The organism is Sphingobium chungbukense, from assembly GCF_001005725.1.
GTDB lineage: Bacteria > Pseudomonadota > Alphaproteobacteria > Sphingomonadales > Sphingomonadaceae > Sphingobium > Sphingobium chungbukense.
In genome coordinates this window covers 101350-118654 of sequence record NZ_LBIC01000010.1, presented here as the reverse complement: position 1 = coordinate 118654, position 17305 = coordinate 101350, and the positions used below count along the sequence as shown (strand labels likewise).

Sequence of the window (17305 nt, the reverse complement as noted above, 5' to 3'; positions counted from 1 at the left end):
TGGTCGCAAGCACCGGTTCCTGAGTTGTCGAACCGGCGCCAGCGAAAGCCGTAATAATATTTTCTAGGAGAGCATCAATGATTAACCAGCGCGTGAAGGAAGTCGTGGAGGATCTGGAGAAAACGGTTCTCGACTTCATGGCCAAACACAAGATCAACCATGACGAGTATCGCGTGGCGACGAAGTATCTCGTCGACAGCATCAAGGGCGGCGAGGAAACTCTGATGCCCGATATCTTTCTCGAGGCGCGGGCCACCGATATCAGCAACGAGGATCGCGCTGGCAGCCCCGAAGGAATCGAGGGTCCCTTCTATCTTCCTGGCGCACCGGTGCTCAGCGCGCCCTATGTCCTCCCCCAGCGAAAGGATGAGCCGGGCATCGTGATGTTCTTCCGCGGCCGCATCACCAATATAGAAGGCGAGCCGCTCGGCAATGTCGAGCTCGACTTCTGGCACGCGGACGCGAACGGAGAATATTCCAACATCCATCCTGGAATCCCCGACTGGAATCTGCGCGGGCGCATCCGGTCCGAGAAGGATGGTTCCTACGAGGTCCGGACGATACTGCCTCCGCCCTATGAAATTCCCAAGAACGGTCCCACCGGCCGCCTGGTGAACGCGCTCGGGCGTCATTATTTCCGTCCGGCGCACATGCACGTGATGCTGCGCCAGCCCGGATATGAGGATCTGATCTCGCAGCTCTATTTCGAAGGCGGCGAGTATATCGACAACGATCTCGCCAGCGCGGTTCGCGACAATCTGATCATCAAGCTGACACACCATGAAGGTGCGAAGGACATCGAGAAGCGCGGGCTGAACGCTCCCTTCTACGAGGGTCAGTACGACTTCGTCCTTCGTCCGCTCCAGGCGGGCTGATCACGATGCCCATGGCCGGCACGTGAAATGATCTCATGTGCCGGGTGCTGCCGAGGCGATGGCTCAGTTCGGATACGACCGAAGCATAACGAGAAGCCCGCGTCTTTCTGACTAGGAGAGGTAATTTGAAATTTATCGCGAAACACAAGCTGTGGTCCGAGGAGCAAAAGGCCGCGGCGGAAGACGTGCTGAAGCGGATCGAAGCAGAAGGCATCGAAATCATTCGCCTGGCATGGGCCGACCAATATGGCCTGGTACGCAGCAAGGGGCTCTCCGTCGACGCGCTGCGCTCGGCTTTCGCCTCCGGCTCGGAGTGCACGGTTGCGCCCTTCCTGGTCGACACCGGCGCCTCCTTCTTCCAAAATCCATTTGGCAAGAACATCTTCACGGGGACCGATCTCGACGGCGTCGCCAATATGGTGACCGTGCCCGACCCCACGACCTTCAAGATCCTGCCCTGGGCCGAGAAGACGGGTTGGCTGCTGTCCGATCTCTACCTGCGCGACGGAAGGCCCTTCCCGCTGTGTCCACGCAACTTCCTGAGGGCCGCGGTCGCCAAGCTCGCCGATGCGGGATACACGCTGAACGCCGGCCTGGAAGTCGAATTCTACCTCACCCGGATCGTCGATCCGTCGCTCGAGCCCGGCACGCTGGGCGGCATAGGCGTTCAGTCCACGCCGCCAGTCGTTCGCGTCATCGGCAAGGGATATTCCCTGCTTCTCGAAAGCCAGTTCGACGAGGCTGACGGGATTCTCTCCGAAATCCGGCGGAACCTGCTCAAGCTCGGTTTGCCGCTCCGCTCCGTCGAGAATGAATTCGCGCCCAGCCAATATGAGATCACTTTCGATGTGATGTCGGGGATCGAGTTCGCCGACACCATGATCCTGTTCCGCAATGCCGTGAAGCAGATCGCGCGCCGTCACGGTTACCTCGCGAGCTTCATGTGCTGGCCGGGCATTCCGGACCTCTTTCCCTCAGGCTGGCATCTCCACCAGTCGCTCGCCGACAAGGCGAAAGGCGAAAATCTGTTTATCCCGGAGGAAGGCCAGGCCATTTCCGAGATCGGCAAGGCCTGGGCTGGCGGGATCCTCGCGCACGCCAAGGCAGCGTCCAGTTTCACGACACCGACGATCAACGGCTATAGGCGCCGACGCCCCAATTCGCTGGCACCCGATCGTCTGAGCTGGGCGGTGGATAACCGCGCCGCCATGCTCCGCGTGATCACGAATCCCGGCGATTCCGCCAGCCGGATCGAGAACCGCGTCGGTGAGCCGGCGGCCAATCCCTATCTCTATCTCGCCTCGCAGATCCACGCCGGCCTCGACGGGATCAGCCGCAAGCTCGATCCCGGCGCGATGCAGGAGAATCCCTACTCGGCCGATGTCGAGGTCCTGCCGACGAACCTGTCGGCGGCGCTCGATGCGTTCGAGCAATCGCAGCTCTACAAAGAGGCCTTCGGCGAAATCTTCGCGGAATATTGGCTGGCACTTCGTCGCCATGAATGGGGCCGTTTCGCAGCCGCCGAAGACGAGACCGAGACCTATTCCCACGGCGTCACCGCCTGGGAGCATCGCGAATATTTCGAACTATTGTGAGAGTAAAGCAATGAAACGGTATGCGTTGATCTGGTGTTCGCCAGTACCGAAGGCCGAGCCGATGAAGCAGCGGTTCTTCGACGCGTTCGGAGGTCCAGGAGATCAGTGGAATGTCCTCGTCCCTTCCGATGAGGACTTCCTCGCCCGGGCCGCGGACCACGACGGATATGTGATCAGCGGCAGCCTCAAGTCCGTCGTCGATGATGCAGGCACAGCCTTCGTCGACAACGTTCTTGGCTTGATCCGGAACGTACACGACAGCTCCGTGGCTCCCATCGTCGGCGTATGTTTCGGATCACAGGCCATCGCAGCCGCGCTCGGCGGCCAGGTCGGCAAGAATCCGAGCGGGATCTTCAAGCTCGGCGTCGATCGGTTGAGCTGGTCCTTGGCTGGCGGCTCTGAGCACTGGCCGGAAACCTCTTCTGCGCCGGTGATCGTCCAGAGCCACGGCGAATGTGTCCTCAAGCTTCCGAAGGGAAGCACACGCCTTGCGTCATCGTCGACGATCGAGAACGAGGTCTTTCTGGTCGCGGATCGGATCCTTGGTATCCAGGGTCATCCCGAGGTCGACAATCACGGACTCCAGAACGGGTTCATGCCGGTCCATCGTCCGCTCTTCGACGATGCGTCATGGGAGGCGATCGAGCGCCAAGCGCGTCAGCCTCTCCACTCGGTCCCCCTGATCTCGCTGGCACGCCGTCTGCTCGCCGACGGAACACTCTCGCAATCGCCCGCAACAGAAACCCGGCTCGCGTCGCTCGGCACGAGCTGAGCGACCGGCCATCCCGGCATCGACGGAGAATTTTATGAGCACCGTTACCAACCTCACCCGAGAGGACAGCGAATTCGATCGCCTTGTCCAGGACGATCGGGTGCATCGCAGCGTCTATGTGGAGCCCGAGATCTTTGCCCGCGAGATGGATAATATCTTCGCCGGTACCTGGGTCTATCTGTTGCACGAGAGCGAACTTCCCAATGTCGGGGACTACCGCCAGGCGTGGATCGGAACGCGGGAGGTTTTCGTCACCCGCGGCGAGGATCGCGAGATCAACGTCCTCTCCAACCGGTGCTCGCACCGCGGCGCTGTCATTTGCCGGGAATTCCGCGGCAACGCGACGAGCTTCACCTGCCCCTATCATGGCTGGCGCTATGACGCGCGCGGCACCCTGTTCGGGATTCCCGGCAAGAATGCCTATGGACCCACGTTCAAGTCGCGCGGGATGAACCTGGCGCGGCCCGCCCAGGTCGCGATCTACAAGGGCCTGGTCTTCGCCACCCTCAATCCGAACGCGGTGACGATCGTCGAACACCTCGGCAACGCCGCCAGCTTCATCGACCAATGGCTCGACCATCAGGGCGGGTGGGAAAATCTCGTCGTCTCGGGCGCGCAGCGCTTCAAGGTCAACTGCAACTGGAAGATGGTCTACGACAATGCCGGCGACGGCTATCATGTGCCCTTCTCTCACCAGTCGCTGCTGGTGATGACCAAGGAGCGGTACGGCGGCGGCGACATGACCTATTTCGCCGATGCCGACCGGTCGAACATGCCGCTGCATGCGCTCGACAATGGTCATTCCATCGTCGACCAGCGACCGGAAATGTATGCGACCAGCGCCTGGGACCAGCAACGTCCCCAGCCCGGCCGCGAGCCGTTCGAGGCACATGTCACCCAGACGGTCGGCGCCAATGAGGCGAAGGCGGTGCTGGAAAGCGCCGTCGGTGCGGGCATGAACCTCTGCATTTTCCCGAACCTGCTCTTCATCGGCAACCAGATCCAGGTTCTGCAGCCGGTCCGGGTCGATCAGACCTATGTGCTGTTCAACGCGACCCGCCGCCGCGACGGCGACGAGCAGCTCAACGCCATCCGCCTGCGCACCCAGGAGGATTTCCCGATCCTCGGCGAGATGGACGATGCGGACAATTTCGAGGAGTGCCAGCGCGGCCTGACCTTCAACCCCGAAGACGAATGGGTCGATATCAGCCGTCATTTCGAGACGGACAAAGACATCGACGGCGAGGACGGCATCGTCACCGCTCCCGTCACCTCCGAACTGCACATGAGGAACTATTACGCCCAGTGGAAGCGCCTGATGAAGGCGCATCCGATTCTGCGCGTCAGCAAGGAAAAGGAAGCCCGATGACCCTCGCGAAACAGGCCGCCCAAGGCAGCACGGACGCAGGTGCCACCGTGTACAAATATGATCCCCCGTCGCTCTACGTCACCGACGCCTTTTACGACTGGCTCGTCGACGTGTCGCTCGACCTCGACGCGTCCAAGTTCCGCGGGGAGGTGGTATCGGCGGATATCCAAGGCGAGATTGAGCAGCTCCTGGCAGCAGAGGCGCGGCTGCTCGACCAGAAGGCATTCTCGACCTGGCTCGACCTTTACCACGATGAATGCGCCTATTGGATTCCCTCCGAGTGGCCGGCGCCGGACCCGCGCAAGACCGTGACGCTCGAATTCCACGACCTGCGACGCCTGCTCGACCGTGCCGCACGGCTCGAGACCGGACTTGCCTACTCGCAATACCCCGCCTCGCGCACCTCGCGTGTCCTGAGCGGGGTCGAGATCTGGGCGTCGGAAGGTCGGAGTGACGAATGGCGCGTGCGGTGCAATTTCGCGCTCAGCGAATTCCGTAACGGCTTCAATCGCGTTCTGGCCGGTTGGAACGGGTTCGTCATCCGCAGGACGGACGATGGCCTGAGGGTGGTGCTCAAACAGATCAACCTGATCGATTGCGACCGCCCCCAGGGCAACAACTCGTTCTTCCTCTGAAGGCCGCAAACGATGAAGCTTGCTCGCACCCTCACTATCTCGGAGGTATCGACCCAGGGCTCGGACGCGGTTCAGATCAGCCTGACACGCCAGGATGGCACTCGGCCGGAGCTCGAGTTCCGTCCCGGACAATATCTCACCGTCGCCGCGGAGCTTGGCGGCGAGGAACATTGGCGGTGCTACTCGATCACCAGTCCAGCCGAGGACAGACAGTCGATCAGCGTACTCGTCCGCCGGGTCGCGGGGGGCAGGGTTTCCAACTGGCTCTGCGATCACGCTAAGGCGGGAGGACAGCTGCGTGTCCTTCCGCCAGCAGGACGGTTCACGCTTGTACGGCCGGGGACTCCGGTGCTGCTCCTGGCAGGCGGCAGCGGTATTGCACCGATCTTCTCCCTCGCGCGCCAAGCTTTGTCCGAGGGTGCGCCGCGTGTCCGGCTGTTCTACGCCAATCGCGATCGGGCCACGCTGATGCTGGCAGACGCCCTCAGGGATCTTGAAAGCCAGGCGGACGGGCGCCTTGAGATCCGCTACTGGTTCGACAGCGAAGACGGATTGCCGACCGAGCTCGACTTCCATGCTGAAACGGACAGGCTCGAGCAGGCCGACGTGTATCTGTGCGGGCCGGAACCGTTCATGCGCGGCGCCCGATCGGCGCTGATCGCGAATGGCCATCCGGAAGAGCTTCTTCATCAGGAGAGCTATGCCGCGGAGGATCAGGTCGACGACGATACCACCGGGCTTTCGGCCAAGTTGACGGTGCGGTTGAAGGGCGAAGTCCACGCGGTCGATGTCAAGCCAGGCCAGCCGCTTCTGTCCGCCATGCTCGCCGCGGGTCTCCATGTTCCGCATTCCTGCAAGGTAGGGGAATGCGCGTCCTGCATGTGCCGGATCGTCTCTGGCGCCGTTGAGATGACCGAGAATTCCGTCCTCGACGAAGACGACGTGGCTGACGGCTGGATCCTCGCGTGCTCGAGCCGTCCCACGAGCGATGAATTGACCGTCAGCTTCTCATGAGCAGCACATCTTACATTGAGTGAACCGGAGAGTTGCCTAGCGATTTCGATTACAAAAAAGGAGGGGATAATGAAAAAACTAAGAAATATCAGTGTCACTTTTGGGCTCTTAGCGAGCGCTACCGTTCCAACTGCCGCCTTTGCGAGTGAGGACGGATCCGTTGCGTACCCGCTCGGTGTGAATACCATTATGGCTGGCGCAATGCCCGAGAAGGGGGACACCTGGTTTCAGGACTATCTGGCATATTATAATGCCGGAAAGTTCACCGACAGAAACGGGAACGATGCTGTCCCGGATTTCAAGGCGGACGTCGTGGTCAACGCGATGCGCGTCGTTCACAAATGGGATGCGCAGATTGGGCCATTCGAGGTCATGTCGGGCATTGTTTTGCCAGTCGTTCACCAAACGATACGGACACCGCTGGGCAGAGATCGCGACCTAGGTCTCGCCTATGTGGAAATCCAGCCGATCTATCTGGCTTATACGAGCCCAGACAAGAAGTTCATGGGATATGCCGGCGTCGACGTCTACTTTCCCAACAATAACAAAGTTTCATATAATTATCATTCGTTCAATCCGACCGCCTACATGACATGGTTCCCAACGCCGAAGCTCGAATTATCGGCCGCCGTGGGCGTTGAGCTGCACTCGAAGCTCAAAAGCAGCGATTACACATCCGGAAACCTGTTCTACTCCGACTGGGGAATCAACTATAAGGTTTTGGACAAGGTTCCGGGCTTCTCCGCTGGTGTCGGGGGCTATGTCGTAACCCAGCTGACCGATGACAAGCTCAATGGTGTCCGACTCCCCGACGGCAATCGACAACGCGGGTTCGGAATTGGCCCACAGATTGCCTACGGCACTTCCCGCGCCGCGTTCGGCCTCAAATGGCAGCATGAGTTCGGAACTGAAAACCGGCCCGAAGGCGACAAGTTCTGGCTCCAGCTAATGATCCCGCTGAAACGATGATCCTCGCCCTCTCCCTGTTCACCACGAGACGATCGCATCGGAGCGTGCCCATGGCGGCGCTGAGAGGTGCTGCCATGAAAGCCGCGGAAAACATGGCGACCCGTGGCCGGACCGATGCACACTCGCCTCCTGCCCCGTCGGGAGAGGAAAGATGACGAAATTGAATGCGACCATCGGATCAGACCTGGGCGATGCGCCGCCATGGGATCTGATCCGCGCTTTCCTGCTGCTCAACCGCTATGGCGACTATGAGACCGCCGCAGAGAAGGAACGAGTCGATGACTCGACGCTTCGCCGGCGCATTCGCGCGCTCGAGCAGAGGCTGGGGCGAGCGCTTTTCGTCCGTGACGGCGGGAACTGGCAGGTTGCGCCCGACCTTCAGCCGCTGCTCGACGCAGCGATCCGGATGGAGGAAGCGGCCCGGAGTTTCTCGAAAGATCCTGGCTTCGATGGAGGCGTGATCCGGATCTCGGTGCTCGAATCCTTCGCCAATCTCTTCTGCCCGGTATTCGTCGAGTTTCGCGAGCGCTACCCGCAGATCCAGCTCAACATCACGACCGAAGGCTATTTCGTGGATCTCGAGCAGGAGCGCGTCGACATCGCGATCCGGCTAGCGCGTCCGATCCGGAACGGCAGCGCGCTTCGAATCCGCAAACTCGGCGACGTGCCGGTCAATGCCTATGCCAGCCGGGACTATCTTGACCGCGACAACGGCGCTCGCCGGGAACCAGAGTTCGCAAGGCACCAGTTGCTCGCGATCAACACCCAGTTTTCCCAGCTCGATCACGAATTCCCCTATGCGGAGCTATCCTCCGAGATGCTCGGCGTGCGCGGCGAAGTCGTCATGTCTTCGGACAATTTCTCCGTCCTGACCCGCCTTTGCCAATTGGGCCACGGTGTCGCCGTCCTCCCAACCTGGTACGCGAAGAATGTGCCGGAACTGGAGGCATTGCCCACCGCAAGCCCGGCGGCCGCGAGCGAATTGTGGATGGTGAGCCGGCTCGATCTACGCGCTGGCTGGCAAAAGGATCTCGCTGTCATGCTGCAGAAGGAACTGCGGGCGTGGTCCTCATGATTCTGAAAATCCGGAGCACAAGATGATCGACAACTTCGTCTACAATGCGCATCCCGGCCGAGTGCTTTTCGGCACCGGCACCCTGGACCGTTTGCCGGAGGAGGTCGAACGGCTTGGGATCGAGCGGGCGCTTGTGCTCGCCACGCCGCATCAACGCGGGGTCGCCGAGGATCTTTCGCGCATGATCGGTACCCGTGCCGCAGGCGTCTTCGCCGACGCGACCATGCACACGCCGGTGGAGGTGACCGATCGCGCGCTTCGCGAAGTTCAAAATCGCGGGATCGACGGGCTGGTCGCGGTCGGCGGTGGCTCCACCACGGGCCTTGCCAAGGCGATCGCCCTGCGAACAGATCTGCCGCAGATCGTCGTACCGACCACCTATGCCGGCTCCGAAATGACGCCGATCCTGGGTGAAACCCAAAATGGGGCCAAGACGACTCAGTCGAGTCCGAAGGTGCTGCCGGAGGTGGTGATCTACGATGTTGACCTGACGCTCAACCTCCCCTTCGACCTGACGGTCACGTCGGGCATGAACGCCATCGCGCACGCGGCCGAGGCACTCTACGCGAAGGAGCGCAACCCGATCATCTCGCTGCTCGCGGAAGAAGGCATCGCGGCGCTTTGGCGGGCCCTCCCCGCCCTGCGTGCGCATCCGACGGATCTTGGGGCCCGATCAGAGGCCCTCTACGGCGCGTGGTTGTGCGGCATCTGTCTCGGTTCGGTCGGCATGGCGCTGCACCACAAGCTCTGCCACACACTCGGGGGCTCGTTCGACCTACCTCACGCCGAAACCCATACGGCATTGCTCCCTCACGCACTGCGCTACAACGCCCCCGATGCCCCCGAGGCGATGTCCCGCCTCTCCCGCGCTCTGGGCACCGACAACCCGTCTCGGAGCCTTTTCAATCTGGCAGCCGACCTCGGCGCGACCATGGCCCTGCGCGATCTCGGAATGCCGGAGGATGGCATCGAGCGCGCGACCGACCTCGCCTTGCAAAATCCCTACTGGAACCCCCGCCCGCTCGAACGCGACGCGCTGCGTGACCTTATCGCGGCGGCATGGGCGGGCGAATGCCCGGCCTGAACAGGTCCAACTCACCACCGCACGGCAACATTTGATTTTGATCGAAGAGAAGTGAAAAATGGCAAATAAGCTCTACTCTGATCCAGCGGCCGCGCTGGACGGCCTGCTGTTTGACGGCATGACGCTCATGTCGGGCGGCTTCGGCCTCAGCGGCAATCCGGAAAGCCTGATTCCCGAGATCCGCACGGCCGGGGTGAAGGACCTCACCGTCATTTCGAACAATGCCGGCGCGGACGGCTTTGGCCTGTGGATGCTGCTGGAAAGCCGGCAGATCAGGAAAATGATCTCTTCCTATGTGGGCGAGAACAAGCTGTTCGAGCAGCAATATCTCTCGGGTGAGCTGGAGCTGGAGCTGAACCCGCAGGGCACGCTGGCCGAGCGTATCCGGGCCGGGGGCGCGGGTATCCCGGCCTTCTTCACCCGCACCGGCGTCGGCACCATCGTTGCTGACGGCAAGCCGACCGAAATCTTCGAGGGCGAGGAATATGTCCGCGAGACCTGGTTGCGCGCCGATCTCGCCATCATCAAGGCGTGGAAGGCCGATCCGGCCGGCAACCTCATGTTCCGCAAGACCGCGCGCAACTTCAATCCGAACATGGCGACCGCCGGTAGAGTGACGGTGGTCGAGGTGGAGGAGATCGTCGAGGCGGGCACTTTCGATCCCGACTGCATCCACACGCCCGGCATCTATGTCGACCGCATCGTCAAGAGCACGATCAACGAAAAGCGGATCGAGAAGCTCACGACGCGCGCGAGGGAGGCGGCATAATGACCCAGGAAAGCAAAGGCTGGACGCGCGACGAGATGGCGGCGCGTGCCGCGAGCGAGCTTCGCGACGGCTTCTACGTGAACCTCGGCATCGGCATCCCGACGCTGGTCGCGAACTACATCCCGGAAGGGCTGGACGTGACGTTGCAATCGGAGAACGGGATGCTCGGCATGGGGCCCTTCCCCTATGAGGGCGAGGCTGATCCGGACCTCATCAACGCCGGCAAGCAGACCATCACCACGCTGCCCACCTCGAGCTTCTTCTCCTCGGCCGACAGCTTCGCCATGATCCGCGGCGGCCATATCGACATGGCGGTGCTCGGCGCGATGGAGGTGTCGGCGCAAGGCGACCTCGCCAACTGGACCATCCCCGGCAAGATGGTGAAGGGCATGGGCGGCGCGATGGATCTCGTCGCCGGCGTCAAGCGCGTCGTGGTGGTGATGGACCACACCAACAAGGCGGACGAGCCCAAGATCCTGGAGCGCTGCACGCTGCCGCTCACCGGCAAGGGCGTGGTCGATCTCATCATCTCAGACCTCGCCGTGATCGCCTGCGACAGAAAGGCAGGCGGACTCTCCCTGGTCGAACTGGCGCCGGGCGTCACCGTGGACGAGGTGAGGGAAAAGACCGGTGCCGATATCGACACCAGCGCCTTCGAGAAGGAGACCGCGTGATGGCGGACGCTTTCATCTGCGATGCGATTCGCACGCCGATCGGCCGCTTCGGCGGCGCGCTTGCTACCGTCCGCGCCGACGATCTCGCCGCGATCCCGATCAGGGCGCTGGCCGAGCGCAACTCGAAAGTAGACTGGCAGGCCGTAGACGATGTGATCCTCGGCTGCGCCAACCAGGCAGGTGAGGACAATCGCAACGTCGCGCGAATGGCGACCCTACTCGCGGGCCTGCCCAAGGAAGTATCCGCCTCCACTGTGAACCGGCTGTGCGGCTCTGGGCTCGACGCGGTGGGGTTGGCCGCGCGCGCGATCCGAGCGGGCGACGCCCAGCTCATGATCGCCGGCGGCGTCGAAAGCATGAGTCGTGCGCCCTATGTGATGGGCAAGGCCGAGACCGCTTTCTCGCGTGGGCAGAAAATCGAGGACACGTCGATCGGCTGGCGCTTCATCAATCCGGCGATGAAAGCCGCCTATGGCGTCGATTCGATGCCGGAGACGGGCGAGAATGTCGCCCAGGAATGGGGCGTCTCCCGTGCGGATCAAGACGCATTCGCGCTCGCCAGCCAGCGGAAGGCGGCCGCCGCGCAGGAAAATGGCCGGCTCGCCGCAGAGATCGTGCCCGTCACCATCCCTCAGAAAAAGGGGGAGCCTGTGATATTCGCGCAGGACGAGCATCCTCGTGCCACGACACTGGAAGGCCTGGCGAAGCTCAAGCCGGTGGTCAGCCCGGACGGCACGGTGACGGCCGGCAATGCGTCCGGCATCAATGACGGCGCGGCGGCGATGCTGATAGCGTCCGAGGAAGCGGCAAAGGCGAATGGCCTCACGCCGCGCGCGCGTATTGTCGCCATGGCTGCTGCGGGCGTCGCGCCGCGCGTGATGGGCATCGGTCCGGTGCTGGCAGCCCGCAAGCTGCTCATGCTTGGTGGGCTCTCCATCGACCAACTCGACGTGATCGAGCTGAACGAGGCCTTTGCCAGCCAGGCCATCGCGGTGCTGCGCGATCTCGACCTCCAGCCCGACGACGAGCGCGTCAACCGCAACGGCGGCGCCATTGCGCTTGGTCATCCACTCGGCATGTCGGGCGCGCGCATCGCGCTCAGCGCTGCCGAGGAACTGCATCGCACCGGCGGCCGCTATGCCATGGCTTTCATGTGCATTGGTGTGGGTCAAGGCATAGCGCTGCTGATCGAACGCGTTTGATCGGCCGGTGGATTCGCGGGCGGCCCAGCATCCTGCCCGCGTCCGGGCCGCTGATCAGCTATCTCGCTGCGTCTCGATTGAGCGATCGCAAACCGGCAACATAGGCATTCATTCCTCCCGCGCAGTGTATCGCATCGAGGGCTGCTTCGAGGGGACCTGCCTGGACACCGGCAAAGGCTTCGATGAGCGCATCGGTTGGGCCGCGTCCGCAGATCGACAGAATTTGCGCGCGGGCTTGCTCACGAAACTGGGGATCGACGAGCCTCTTGTTGCTGCGCATGAATTCCACCAGCACCGACTGACGGGACGCGCCCGCGATGCTCTGGGCGATCGCAACGGCGAGCCCAGTACGATCCTTGCCTGCGGTACAGTGGACGAGCACAGGCCTTTCGCCCTGCCCCAGCGCGTCGAGAAGGCCAGCCACAAGCGGCTTGAAGTGGGCCGTGAACGGCGCCGCCTGATAATAGCCAAGCAGATAGGCTTGCACGGCTTCAGGGCGAAGATCTCCCGCTTCGAGAAAGCCGACATGGGGTGAGGTCGTGTGTTCTGCGAGATCGCTGGCGATGGTATCGATACCGAGATCCGGTGCGGGAGCGGCGGCGCGTTCCCTCGGGCGGCGCAGGTCCACGATCAATCCGAAACCGATGTCCCGAAGCGCTTCGACATCCTTACCCGTAGCGCCATGGAGATGACCAGACCGATAGAGGCGATTGGCGAATATACCCTCCACACGCCGGAAATTCGCGACTCCTTCCAGACTCACCACGCGATGATCGCACGCGCGAAGAACTCGCGGCCGTTCGTGCCGATGCCGCCGACCTCGGGATATTGGATGCTGCCGCCCTGGCTGATCGCACGATCGACGATCTTGTCGGGATAGGCATTGGTGAGGTTCAACACCCCGAATCCGAACGTCATCTGCTGCCCGATGCGGATATCCGCCGTCAGGTCGAGAGTGGTCACCGGCGAAAATACCTGCTCTGCGAGGAGGGAGACGGCTTTGAATTCCCCGAACCGGGTCAGGTCTGCATTGAGCGTGACGGGGCCGGCCTCGATCCTGCCCGCGGCGGTGATTTTGTCTCGCGGCTGGGCGGTCGTCAGGAGGTCAAGCGCCATCTTACCAAGAAGCGGAAGCGCTGGGAGCGCCGGGTTCTGGGTCAGCTGATCGACATCGCTTGTGGCACGCGCATATCCGAGGTCAAGGTTGGCGCGGACATTCTCGGTCAGACGTCCACGCCAGTGCGCCACGGCTTCGAAACCGGTCGTGGTCGTGTCGAGGGCGTTCGTGAAGAAGCGGACCTGGCTGGCATTGGTGATGCCCGCTTGCTTGAGAACGGTGCTCACGGCCGCACCAGACAAGGTATCGCTGAGCGCGATGCGATCGTCGATCTCGATATGGAAAACGTCTGCAGTCAGTGTGAAGCCATGACCCGGCGTGAGTACGACGCCGACGCTCAGGCTGCGCGATTTCTCGCGCTTGAGCGGCTCGGCGCCGAGCGCTCGCGACACCGGATCATTCACCGCGAAAGTTCCGATATTGACTAGCGTGCCACCACTCGACTGGCTGGTGACGGTGCTGAAACCGGTTTGCTGGAGAGACGGCGCGCGGAACCCCGTTGAGGCACTCGCCCGAAAGGCGATGAACGACGCGGGTCGCACGAGGGCGCTGATCTTGCCGGTCACGGCGCTGCCGAAATCGCTGTAATGTTCATAGCGGACGGCGCCACCGAGGCTCACGGCGTCGAAAGGCTTGATTTCGCCATCGAGGAAAGCGCTCACCGCGTTCCGGGAGATGCTGACCGGCGTGGCCGGATTGAAGCCGGGAAAGCCCTGGGCTCCCGCGCCAGCGAAGGAAGCGGATTCGCCAGAACGGATCGAATAATGCTCGTGGCGATGCTCGGCGCCCACCGCGATATTCCCACCGGCCAGGACCGTGAGCGGGCGGCTTAACGTCAGATTGGCGACATTCTGAAAATAGCGTGCGCCGCCCGCATCGAAGCGCGAAGGGCTCGCCGCGCCCAGGGAGCTGTTGGCGCTGTCCCTGACTTGAAAGTCAGCCGCATTGTAGCCGATGGTATCGCTCAAGTCCCAGCGCCAGCCGCTGACATCCCCCCGCAATCCGATCGAACCACCGACATCGTCCATGGTGAGGCGGATATGGGGCACGAAGCCTTGCGGATAGAGAACTGAGGTGCCAGGCGCACGGAATTGTGCTGGGCTGGTCGAGCGACGATGCGCATAGATGAGATCGCCATAGAGTTCAGCCCCGCCAAGATCGTATCGGGCATTCCATGCCGTGTTGATATCGAGGGATTTCGGATCGCCTTGTTCGCCGGTCAGGCGGCCATAACGGCTGTCGATCGCGGTGCGATTGGTAGGCTCGTGTGATCGGATTTCCGCGGTGATGTTCAGCGATCCTCTTCCACCCAGGCTAAGGCCCTGATTGAGCGTTCCGATATAGGCGGCGCCATCACCGGCGCCGGTGATGCCCGATTGGACTGATACGAAGCCACCATGATCCGCCGTTTTCAGCACGATGTTGATGACGCCAGCGATCGCGTCCGATCCATATTGCGCCGCAGCGCCGTCGCGCAGCACCTCGATGCGCTCGATCGCAGCCATCGGGATGGTCGCAAGGTCGACCGGCACGGCCCCTCGCCCAACCACGTTGTTGAAATTGATGACGGACGAACCGTGCCAGCGCTTGCCGTTGACCAGCACCAGCACCTGGTCGGGCGACAGGCCGCGAAGTGTCGCCGCGCGAGTGTTGGCGGCTGACGGTCCGGTAGCCGATCGCGGATAGTTGAACGAAGGCGCGACGAACTGGAGCGCGCGCGGCAGGTCCATCAGTCCTCGTGCCGCGAGATCTTCGCCCGAATAGACATCGATCGGGGCCGGTGAGTCGGTAACGGCCCGCCCCTCGCTTCGCGTCCCGGTCACGACGATCATATCCTCGTCGCTAACGGCATCCTGCGCAAACGCCGGGCGTGTCGTCAGCGCGACAGTGGCAAGCAGAACTATCTGGATCGATCTAGGCATTGGCGCGCGTGCCCCCCGGCTAATTGAGCTAGACATGCTCTATCGGGGGACGAAGAGAGGGCGGTAACGCAGAACTTCGAATGGGTGTTGTGCGTCATGCAACGCCTCGAGAGACGAGCACGCGATAGGGTTTGAAAGCCGCGGCCGCTGCGAGCGCGGACATGCCAAGTGCAAGGGGAATGACGATCGCTAGCGATTCGCCGAGACGAGCCTCGTCATGGAGGATATGATCGGTCGTCAGCGCGACCGCTGTGGGTCCGATACCGAGCCCGACAAGAGTTACGGCGAACACCGCCAGCGCATGTTGCAGGCCGCGCATGCGCGGCGGCGTGACCTGCTGCAACGTCGCCGGACCCGAGCCGATGGCGAATGTCAGAAGGAAGACCAAGGGAATGGCCAGCAGCAGCGAGCCTTGTGCCTTGGAGGCGAACGGGAGGGCTGCTGCACAAGGCATTGCGAGCGCGGCCGCGACCCCGAGTTGCATCAGCCGGCCTTCGGCGCGAACGGCTGCCATCCGGTCGCCGCAAAGTCCCGCCGACAGCGTGCCGAGCGAGCCTGCGATCATCACGATAAGGCCGAGCTGCGGACCGCTTTCAGTGGGTGCCATGCCATAATGGCGTTGCAGGAAGGCGGGCAACCAGGCGGACAATCCATACATCGCCATCGCTGAGCAGGCGACCGAGGCATTTACCAGTGCGAGCGGCAGCGCACGTGCGGCAAACCAGCCACGCACTTCGTTCCAGGACGGTGCCTCGGGTGCAGGACCACTTCGCGCCGGTTCACGCAGCAGCATTACCCAGAGCGCCACGAGGAGCCCCGGCAAACCAACCGCGAGGAAGGCGAGTTGCCAGCCGTGCATCGCACCGAGTGACGGTACCGTGACGGTTTGCGGAACATGCTTCATGACCAGGCCGCCTGCTACCAACGCAAGGCCTGAGCCGAGATAGACGCCAAGGCTGTAGATGCCCATGGCCAGGCCCTGCCTTCGCGCGCTGAACCAGTCGCCGATCAGCGAATAAGCGGATGGCGTCATCGTGGCCTCGCCGACGCCCACGCCGATGCGGCAGGCGAGCAACATGATATAGCTGCTCGCCAGGCCGCAGCCGGCGGTCGCAAGGCTCCAGAATCCTATTCCGAGACCGAGCAGTCGCGTGCGCGAACGGGTGTCGACCAGCCGACCGATTGGCAACCCGCCGATCGACAGGAACAACGCGAACGATAGCCCCTGCAGCAGGCTGATACCGACATCGCTCAGATGCAGATCGCGTTTGATCGGCTCCACGAGCAGATTGAGGATCTGACGGTCGACGAACGCCAGCACATAGGCGACCATCAGCGCGGTGAGGCCGATCAGGCTGCGGGCGCCAGATCGTTCAGGTGTCGCGTGCATTTGCGATCTCGCGTAGCCGCGCCGCATGGTCCGGATAGGCGTCGGGATGATCGGCCAGATCGTGCTGGACCATGCCCTCCGGGCAAAAGGTCTCAAAGCGATGGAATCCGCTTTCCAACGTCAGCAAGGTCATGCCCACTTCTTTCAGGCCAATGCGCTCTTGCGCCGCATCGGGCAGAACGAAAGCTGTTGAGGGTATCCAGCGATGCTCTACCCCGTCGATATGCAAGCTGCGCGACTGGTGGGTGTGGCCCGAGGCCACGAAACGCAACTCGATGCTCTCCAGGGAGTCCAACAAGCGCTCCCTCGCATCGACGGCGATATAGCGATGGTGCGTGCTGCGATCCTGTCTGCCATCGCGGAACAGCGGCTTGTGTAGAAACAGACCGGTTGGTCCGGCGACCCGCTTGATCGCCTCCTCGAGCCATTCCCATTGCGCTGCTTCGATCGCATCGCCGCGCCCCAGTAGTTGCGCATCGATCCCGATCAGGGTCCAGATGCCTTTCCGTATCGACCAGTGGCCAGGTCCGGCGGCCTCGGCGAAACGCTCGATCGAGGCGGGTACGGCAACGGCCTCCCCATGCGCGCCTGGATTGTCACCGATGTCGTGATTGCCCGCCAGCAAATGCATTTCGGTCGGCCACGCGGCGATCCTCTGGACCGCATGCGCGATTTCGTCCGGTCGCCGCACCGCGTCGGCGGTGACATCGCCGAGATGGATGGTCAGGTCGACCTGATGACCGGCAATCCAGCGCCTCGCTGCAGCAAGATTGCCGTCGAAGGCCGGCGCTAGGGGCGTGAGATGAGTGTCGGAAATGAGCGCAATTCGCATGGTCGCTCACT

The 17305-nt window shown here is 62.4% G+C and carries 16 protein-coding genes; 12 read left to right on the top strand and 4 right to left on the bottom strand.

Annotated features, from left to right (window positions below):
- The first annotated feature begins 77 nt into the window (after positions 1-77).
- From YP76_RS20475 to pcaF, 12 genes are all read left to right on the top strand, one after another.
- The gene (locus tag YP76_RS20475) at positions 78-875 is read left to right on the top strand and encodes a dioxygenase family protein (RefSeq protein WP_052757528.1); all 798 of its coding nucleotides are present in this window, start codon (positions 78-80) and stop codon (positions 873-875) included.
- 125 nt (positions 876-1000) lie between these two features.
- Positions 1001-2470, top strand: a complete 1470-nt coding sequence (locus tag YP76_RS20470; protein ID WP_046765456.1) for a glutamine synthetase family protein — start codon at positions 1001-1003, stop codon at positions 2468-2470.
- Between the two features lie 10 nt (positions 2471-2480).
- A complete protein-coding gene (locus YP76_RS20465) occupies positions 2481-3242 on the top strand; it encodes a type 1 glutamine amidotransferase (RefSeq protein WP_046765455.1) in 762 nt (253 codons plus the stop codon).
- 34 nt (positions 3243-3276) lie between these two features.
- Positions 3277-4611 (top strand): aromatic ring-hydroxylating oxygenase subunit alpha, encoded by a 1335-nt coding sequence (locus YP76_RS20460; protein ID WP_046765454.1) that lies wholly within the window; start codon positions 3277-3279, stop codon positions 4609-4611.
- A complete protein-coding gene (locus YP76_RS20455; RefSeq protein WP_052757526.1) occupies positions 4608-5246 on the top strand; it encodes an aromatic-ring-hydroxylating dioxygenase subunit beta in 639 nt (212 codons plus the stop codon). The genes YP76_RS20460 and YP76_RS20455 overlap by 4 nt, the downstream gene beginning before the upstream one ends.
- A gap of 12 nt (positions 5247-5258) precedes the next feature.
- Positions 5259-6260 carry a ferredoxin--NADP reductase gene (locus YP76_RS20450; RefSeq protein WP_046765453.1) on the top strand — a complete coding sequence of 334 codons (1002 nt, stop codon included), beginning with the start codon at positions 5259-5261 and terminating at the stop codon, positions 6258-6260.
- 69 nt (positions 6261-6329) lie between these two features.
- Complete coding sequence (locus YP76_RS20445; protein ID WP_084733294.1) at positions 6330-7229, top strand: SphA family protein; 900 nt, start codon at positions 6330-6332, stop codon at positions 7227-7229.
- Between the two features lie 151 nt (positions 7230-7380).
- Positions 7381-8304 carry a LysR family transcriptional regulator gene (locus YP76_RS20440; RefSeq protein WP_046765451.1) on the top strand — a complete coding sequence of 308 codons (924 nt, stop codon included), beginning with the start codon at positions 7381-7383 and terminating at the stop codon, positions 8302-8304.
- 22 nt (positions 8305-8326) lie between these two features.
- Positions 8327-9388, top strand: a complete 1062-nt coding sequence (locus YP76_RS20435; protein ID WP_046765450.1) for a maleylacetate reductase — start codon at positions 8327-8329, stop codon at positions 9386-9388.
- A 58-nt stretch (positions 9389-9446) separates the two neighbouring features.
- The gene (locus YP76_RS20430; RefSeq protein WP_046765449.1) at positions 9447-10157 is read left to right on the top strand and encodes a CoA transferase subunit A; all 711 of its coding nucleotides are present in this window, start codon (positions 9447-9449) and stop codon (positions 10155-10157) included.
- The gene (locus tag YP76_RS20425; RefSeq protein WP_046765448.1) at positions 10157-10831 is read left to right on the top strand and encodes a 3-oxoacid CoA-transferase subunit B; all 675 of its coding nucleotides are present in this window, start codon (positions 10157-10159) and stop codon (positions 10829-10831) included. The genes YP76_RS20430 and YP76_RS20425 overlap by 1 nt, the downstream gene beginning before the upstream one ends.
- On the top strand, positions 10831-12033 hold the full coding sequence (gene pcaF, locus YP76_RS20420; protein ID WP_046765447.1) for a 3-oxoadipyl-CoA thiolase: 1203 nt from the start codon (positions 10831-10833) through the stop codon (positions 12031-12033). The genes YP76_RS20425 and pcaF overlap by 1 nt, the downstream gene beginning before the upstream one ends.
- 58 nt (positions 12034-12091) lie before the next feature.
- Here the strand turns inward: pcaF and YP76_RS20415 are convergent, their stop codons facing one another.
- From YP76_RS20415 to YP76_RS26765, 4 genes are all read right to left on the bottom strand, one after another.
- Positions 12092-12796 carry a tyrosine-protein phosphatase gene (locus YP76_RS20415; RefSeq protein WP_198147560.1) on the bottom strand — a complete coding sequence of 235 codons (705 nt, stop codon included), beginning with the start codon at positions 12794-12796 and terminating at the stop codon, positions 12092-12094.
- Positions 12793-15072 carry a TonB-dependent receptor plug domain-containing protein gene (locus YP76_RS20410; RefSeq protein ID WP_052757525.1) on the bottom strand — a complete coding sequence of 760 codons (2280 nt, stop codon included), beginning with the start codon at positions 15070-15072 and terminating at the stop codon, positions 12793-12795. Before YP76_RS20410 ends, YP76_RS20415 begins: the two co-directional genes overlap by 4 nt.
- A 94-nt stretch (positions 15073-15166) precedes the next feature.
- The gene (locus YP76_RS20405; protein WP_198147559.1) at positions 15167-16405 is read right to left on the bottom strand and encodes a spinster family MFS transporter; all 1239 of its coding nucleotides are present in this window, start codon (positions 16403-16405) and stop codon (positions 15167-15169) included.
- Positions 16406-16445: 40 nt separating this feature from the next.
- On the bottom strand, positions 16446-17294 hold the full coding sequence (locus YP76_RS26765; protein ID WP_052757524.1) for a metallophosphoesterase family protein: 849 nt from the start codon (positions 17292-17294) through the stop codon (positions 16446-16448).
- Between the last annotated feature and the right edge of the window lie 11 nt (positions 17295-17305).

Excerpts from the sequence above, each read along its gene's own strand:
- YP76_RS26765 (WP_052757524.1), bottom strand. The coding sequence starts at position 17,294 with ATGCGAATTGCGCTCATTTCCGACACTCATCTCACGCCCCTAGCGCCG.
- YP76_RS20445 (WP_084733294.1), top strand. The coding sequence starts at position 6,330 with ATGAAAAAACTAAGAAATATCAGTGTCACTTTTGGGCTCTTAGCGAGC.
- YP76_RS20440 (WP_046765451.1), top strand. The coding sequence starts at position 7,381 with ATGACGAAATTGAATGCGACCATCGGATCAGACCTGGGCGATGCGCCG.
- YP76_RS20465 (WP_046765455.1), top strand. The coding sequence starts at position 2,481 with ATGAAACGGTATGCGTTGATCTGGTGTTCGCCAGTACCGAAGGCCGAG.
- YP76_RS20460 (WP_046765454.1), top strand. The coding sequence starts at position 3,277 with ATGAGCACCGTTACCAACCTCACCCGAGAGGACAGCGAATTCGATCGC.
- YP76_RS20435 (WP_046765450.1), top strand. The coding sequence starts at position 8,327 with ATGATCGACAACTTCGTCTACAATGCGCATCCCGGCCGAGTGCTTTTC.
- YP76_RS20410 (WP_052757525.1), bottom strand. The coding sequence starts at position 15,072 with ATGCCTAGATCGATCCAGATAGTTCTGCTTGCCACTGTCGCGCTGACG.
- YP76_RS20455 (WP_052757526.1), top strand. The coding sequence starts at position 4,608 with ATGACCCTCGCGAAACAGGCCGCCCAAGGCAGCACGGACGCAGGTGCC.
- YP76_RS20425 (WP_046765448.1), top strand. The coding sequence starts at position 10,157 with ATGACCCAGGAAAGCAAAGGCTGGACGCGCGACGAGATGGCGGCGCGT.
- YP76_RS20405 (WP_198147559.1), bottom strand. The coding sequence starts at position 16,405 with ATGGTCGCCTATGTGCTGGCGTTCGTCGACCGTCAGATCCTCAATCTG.
- pcaF (WP_046765447.1), top strand. The coding sequence starts at position 10,831 with ATGGCGGACGCTTTCATCTGCGATGCGATTCGCACGCCGATCGGCCGC.
- YP76_RS20475 (WP_052757528.1), top strand. The coding sequence starts at position 78 with ATGATTAACCAGCGCGTGAAGGAAGTCGTGGAGGATCTGGAGAAAACG.
- YP76_RS20430 (WP_046765449.1), top strand. The coding sequence starts at position 9,447 with ATGGCAAATAAGCTCTACTCTGATCCAGCGGCCGCGCTGGACGGCCTG.
- YP76_RS20450 (WP_046765453.1), top strand. The coding sequence starts at position 5,259 with ATGAAGCTTGCTCGCACCCTCACTATCTCGGAGGTATCGACCCAGGGC.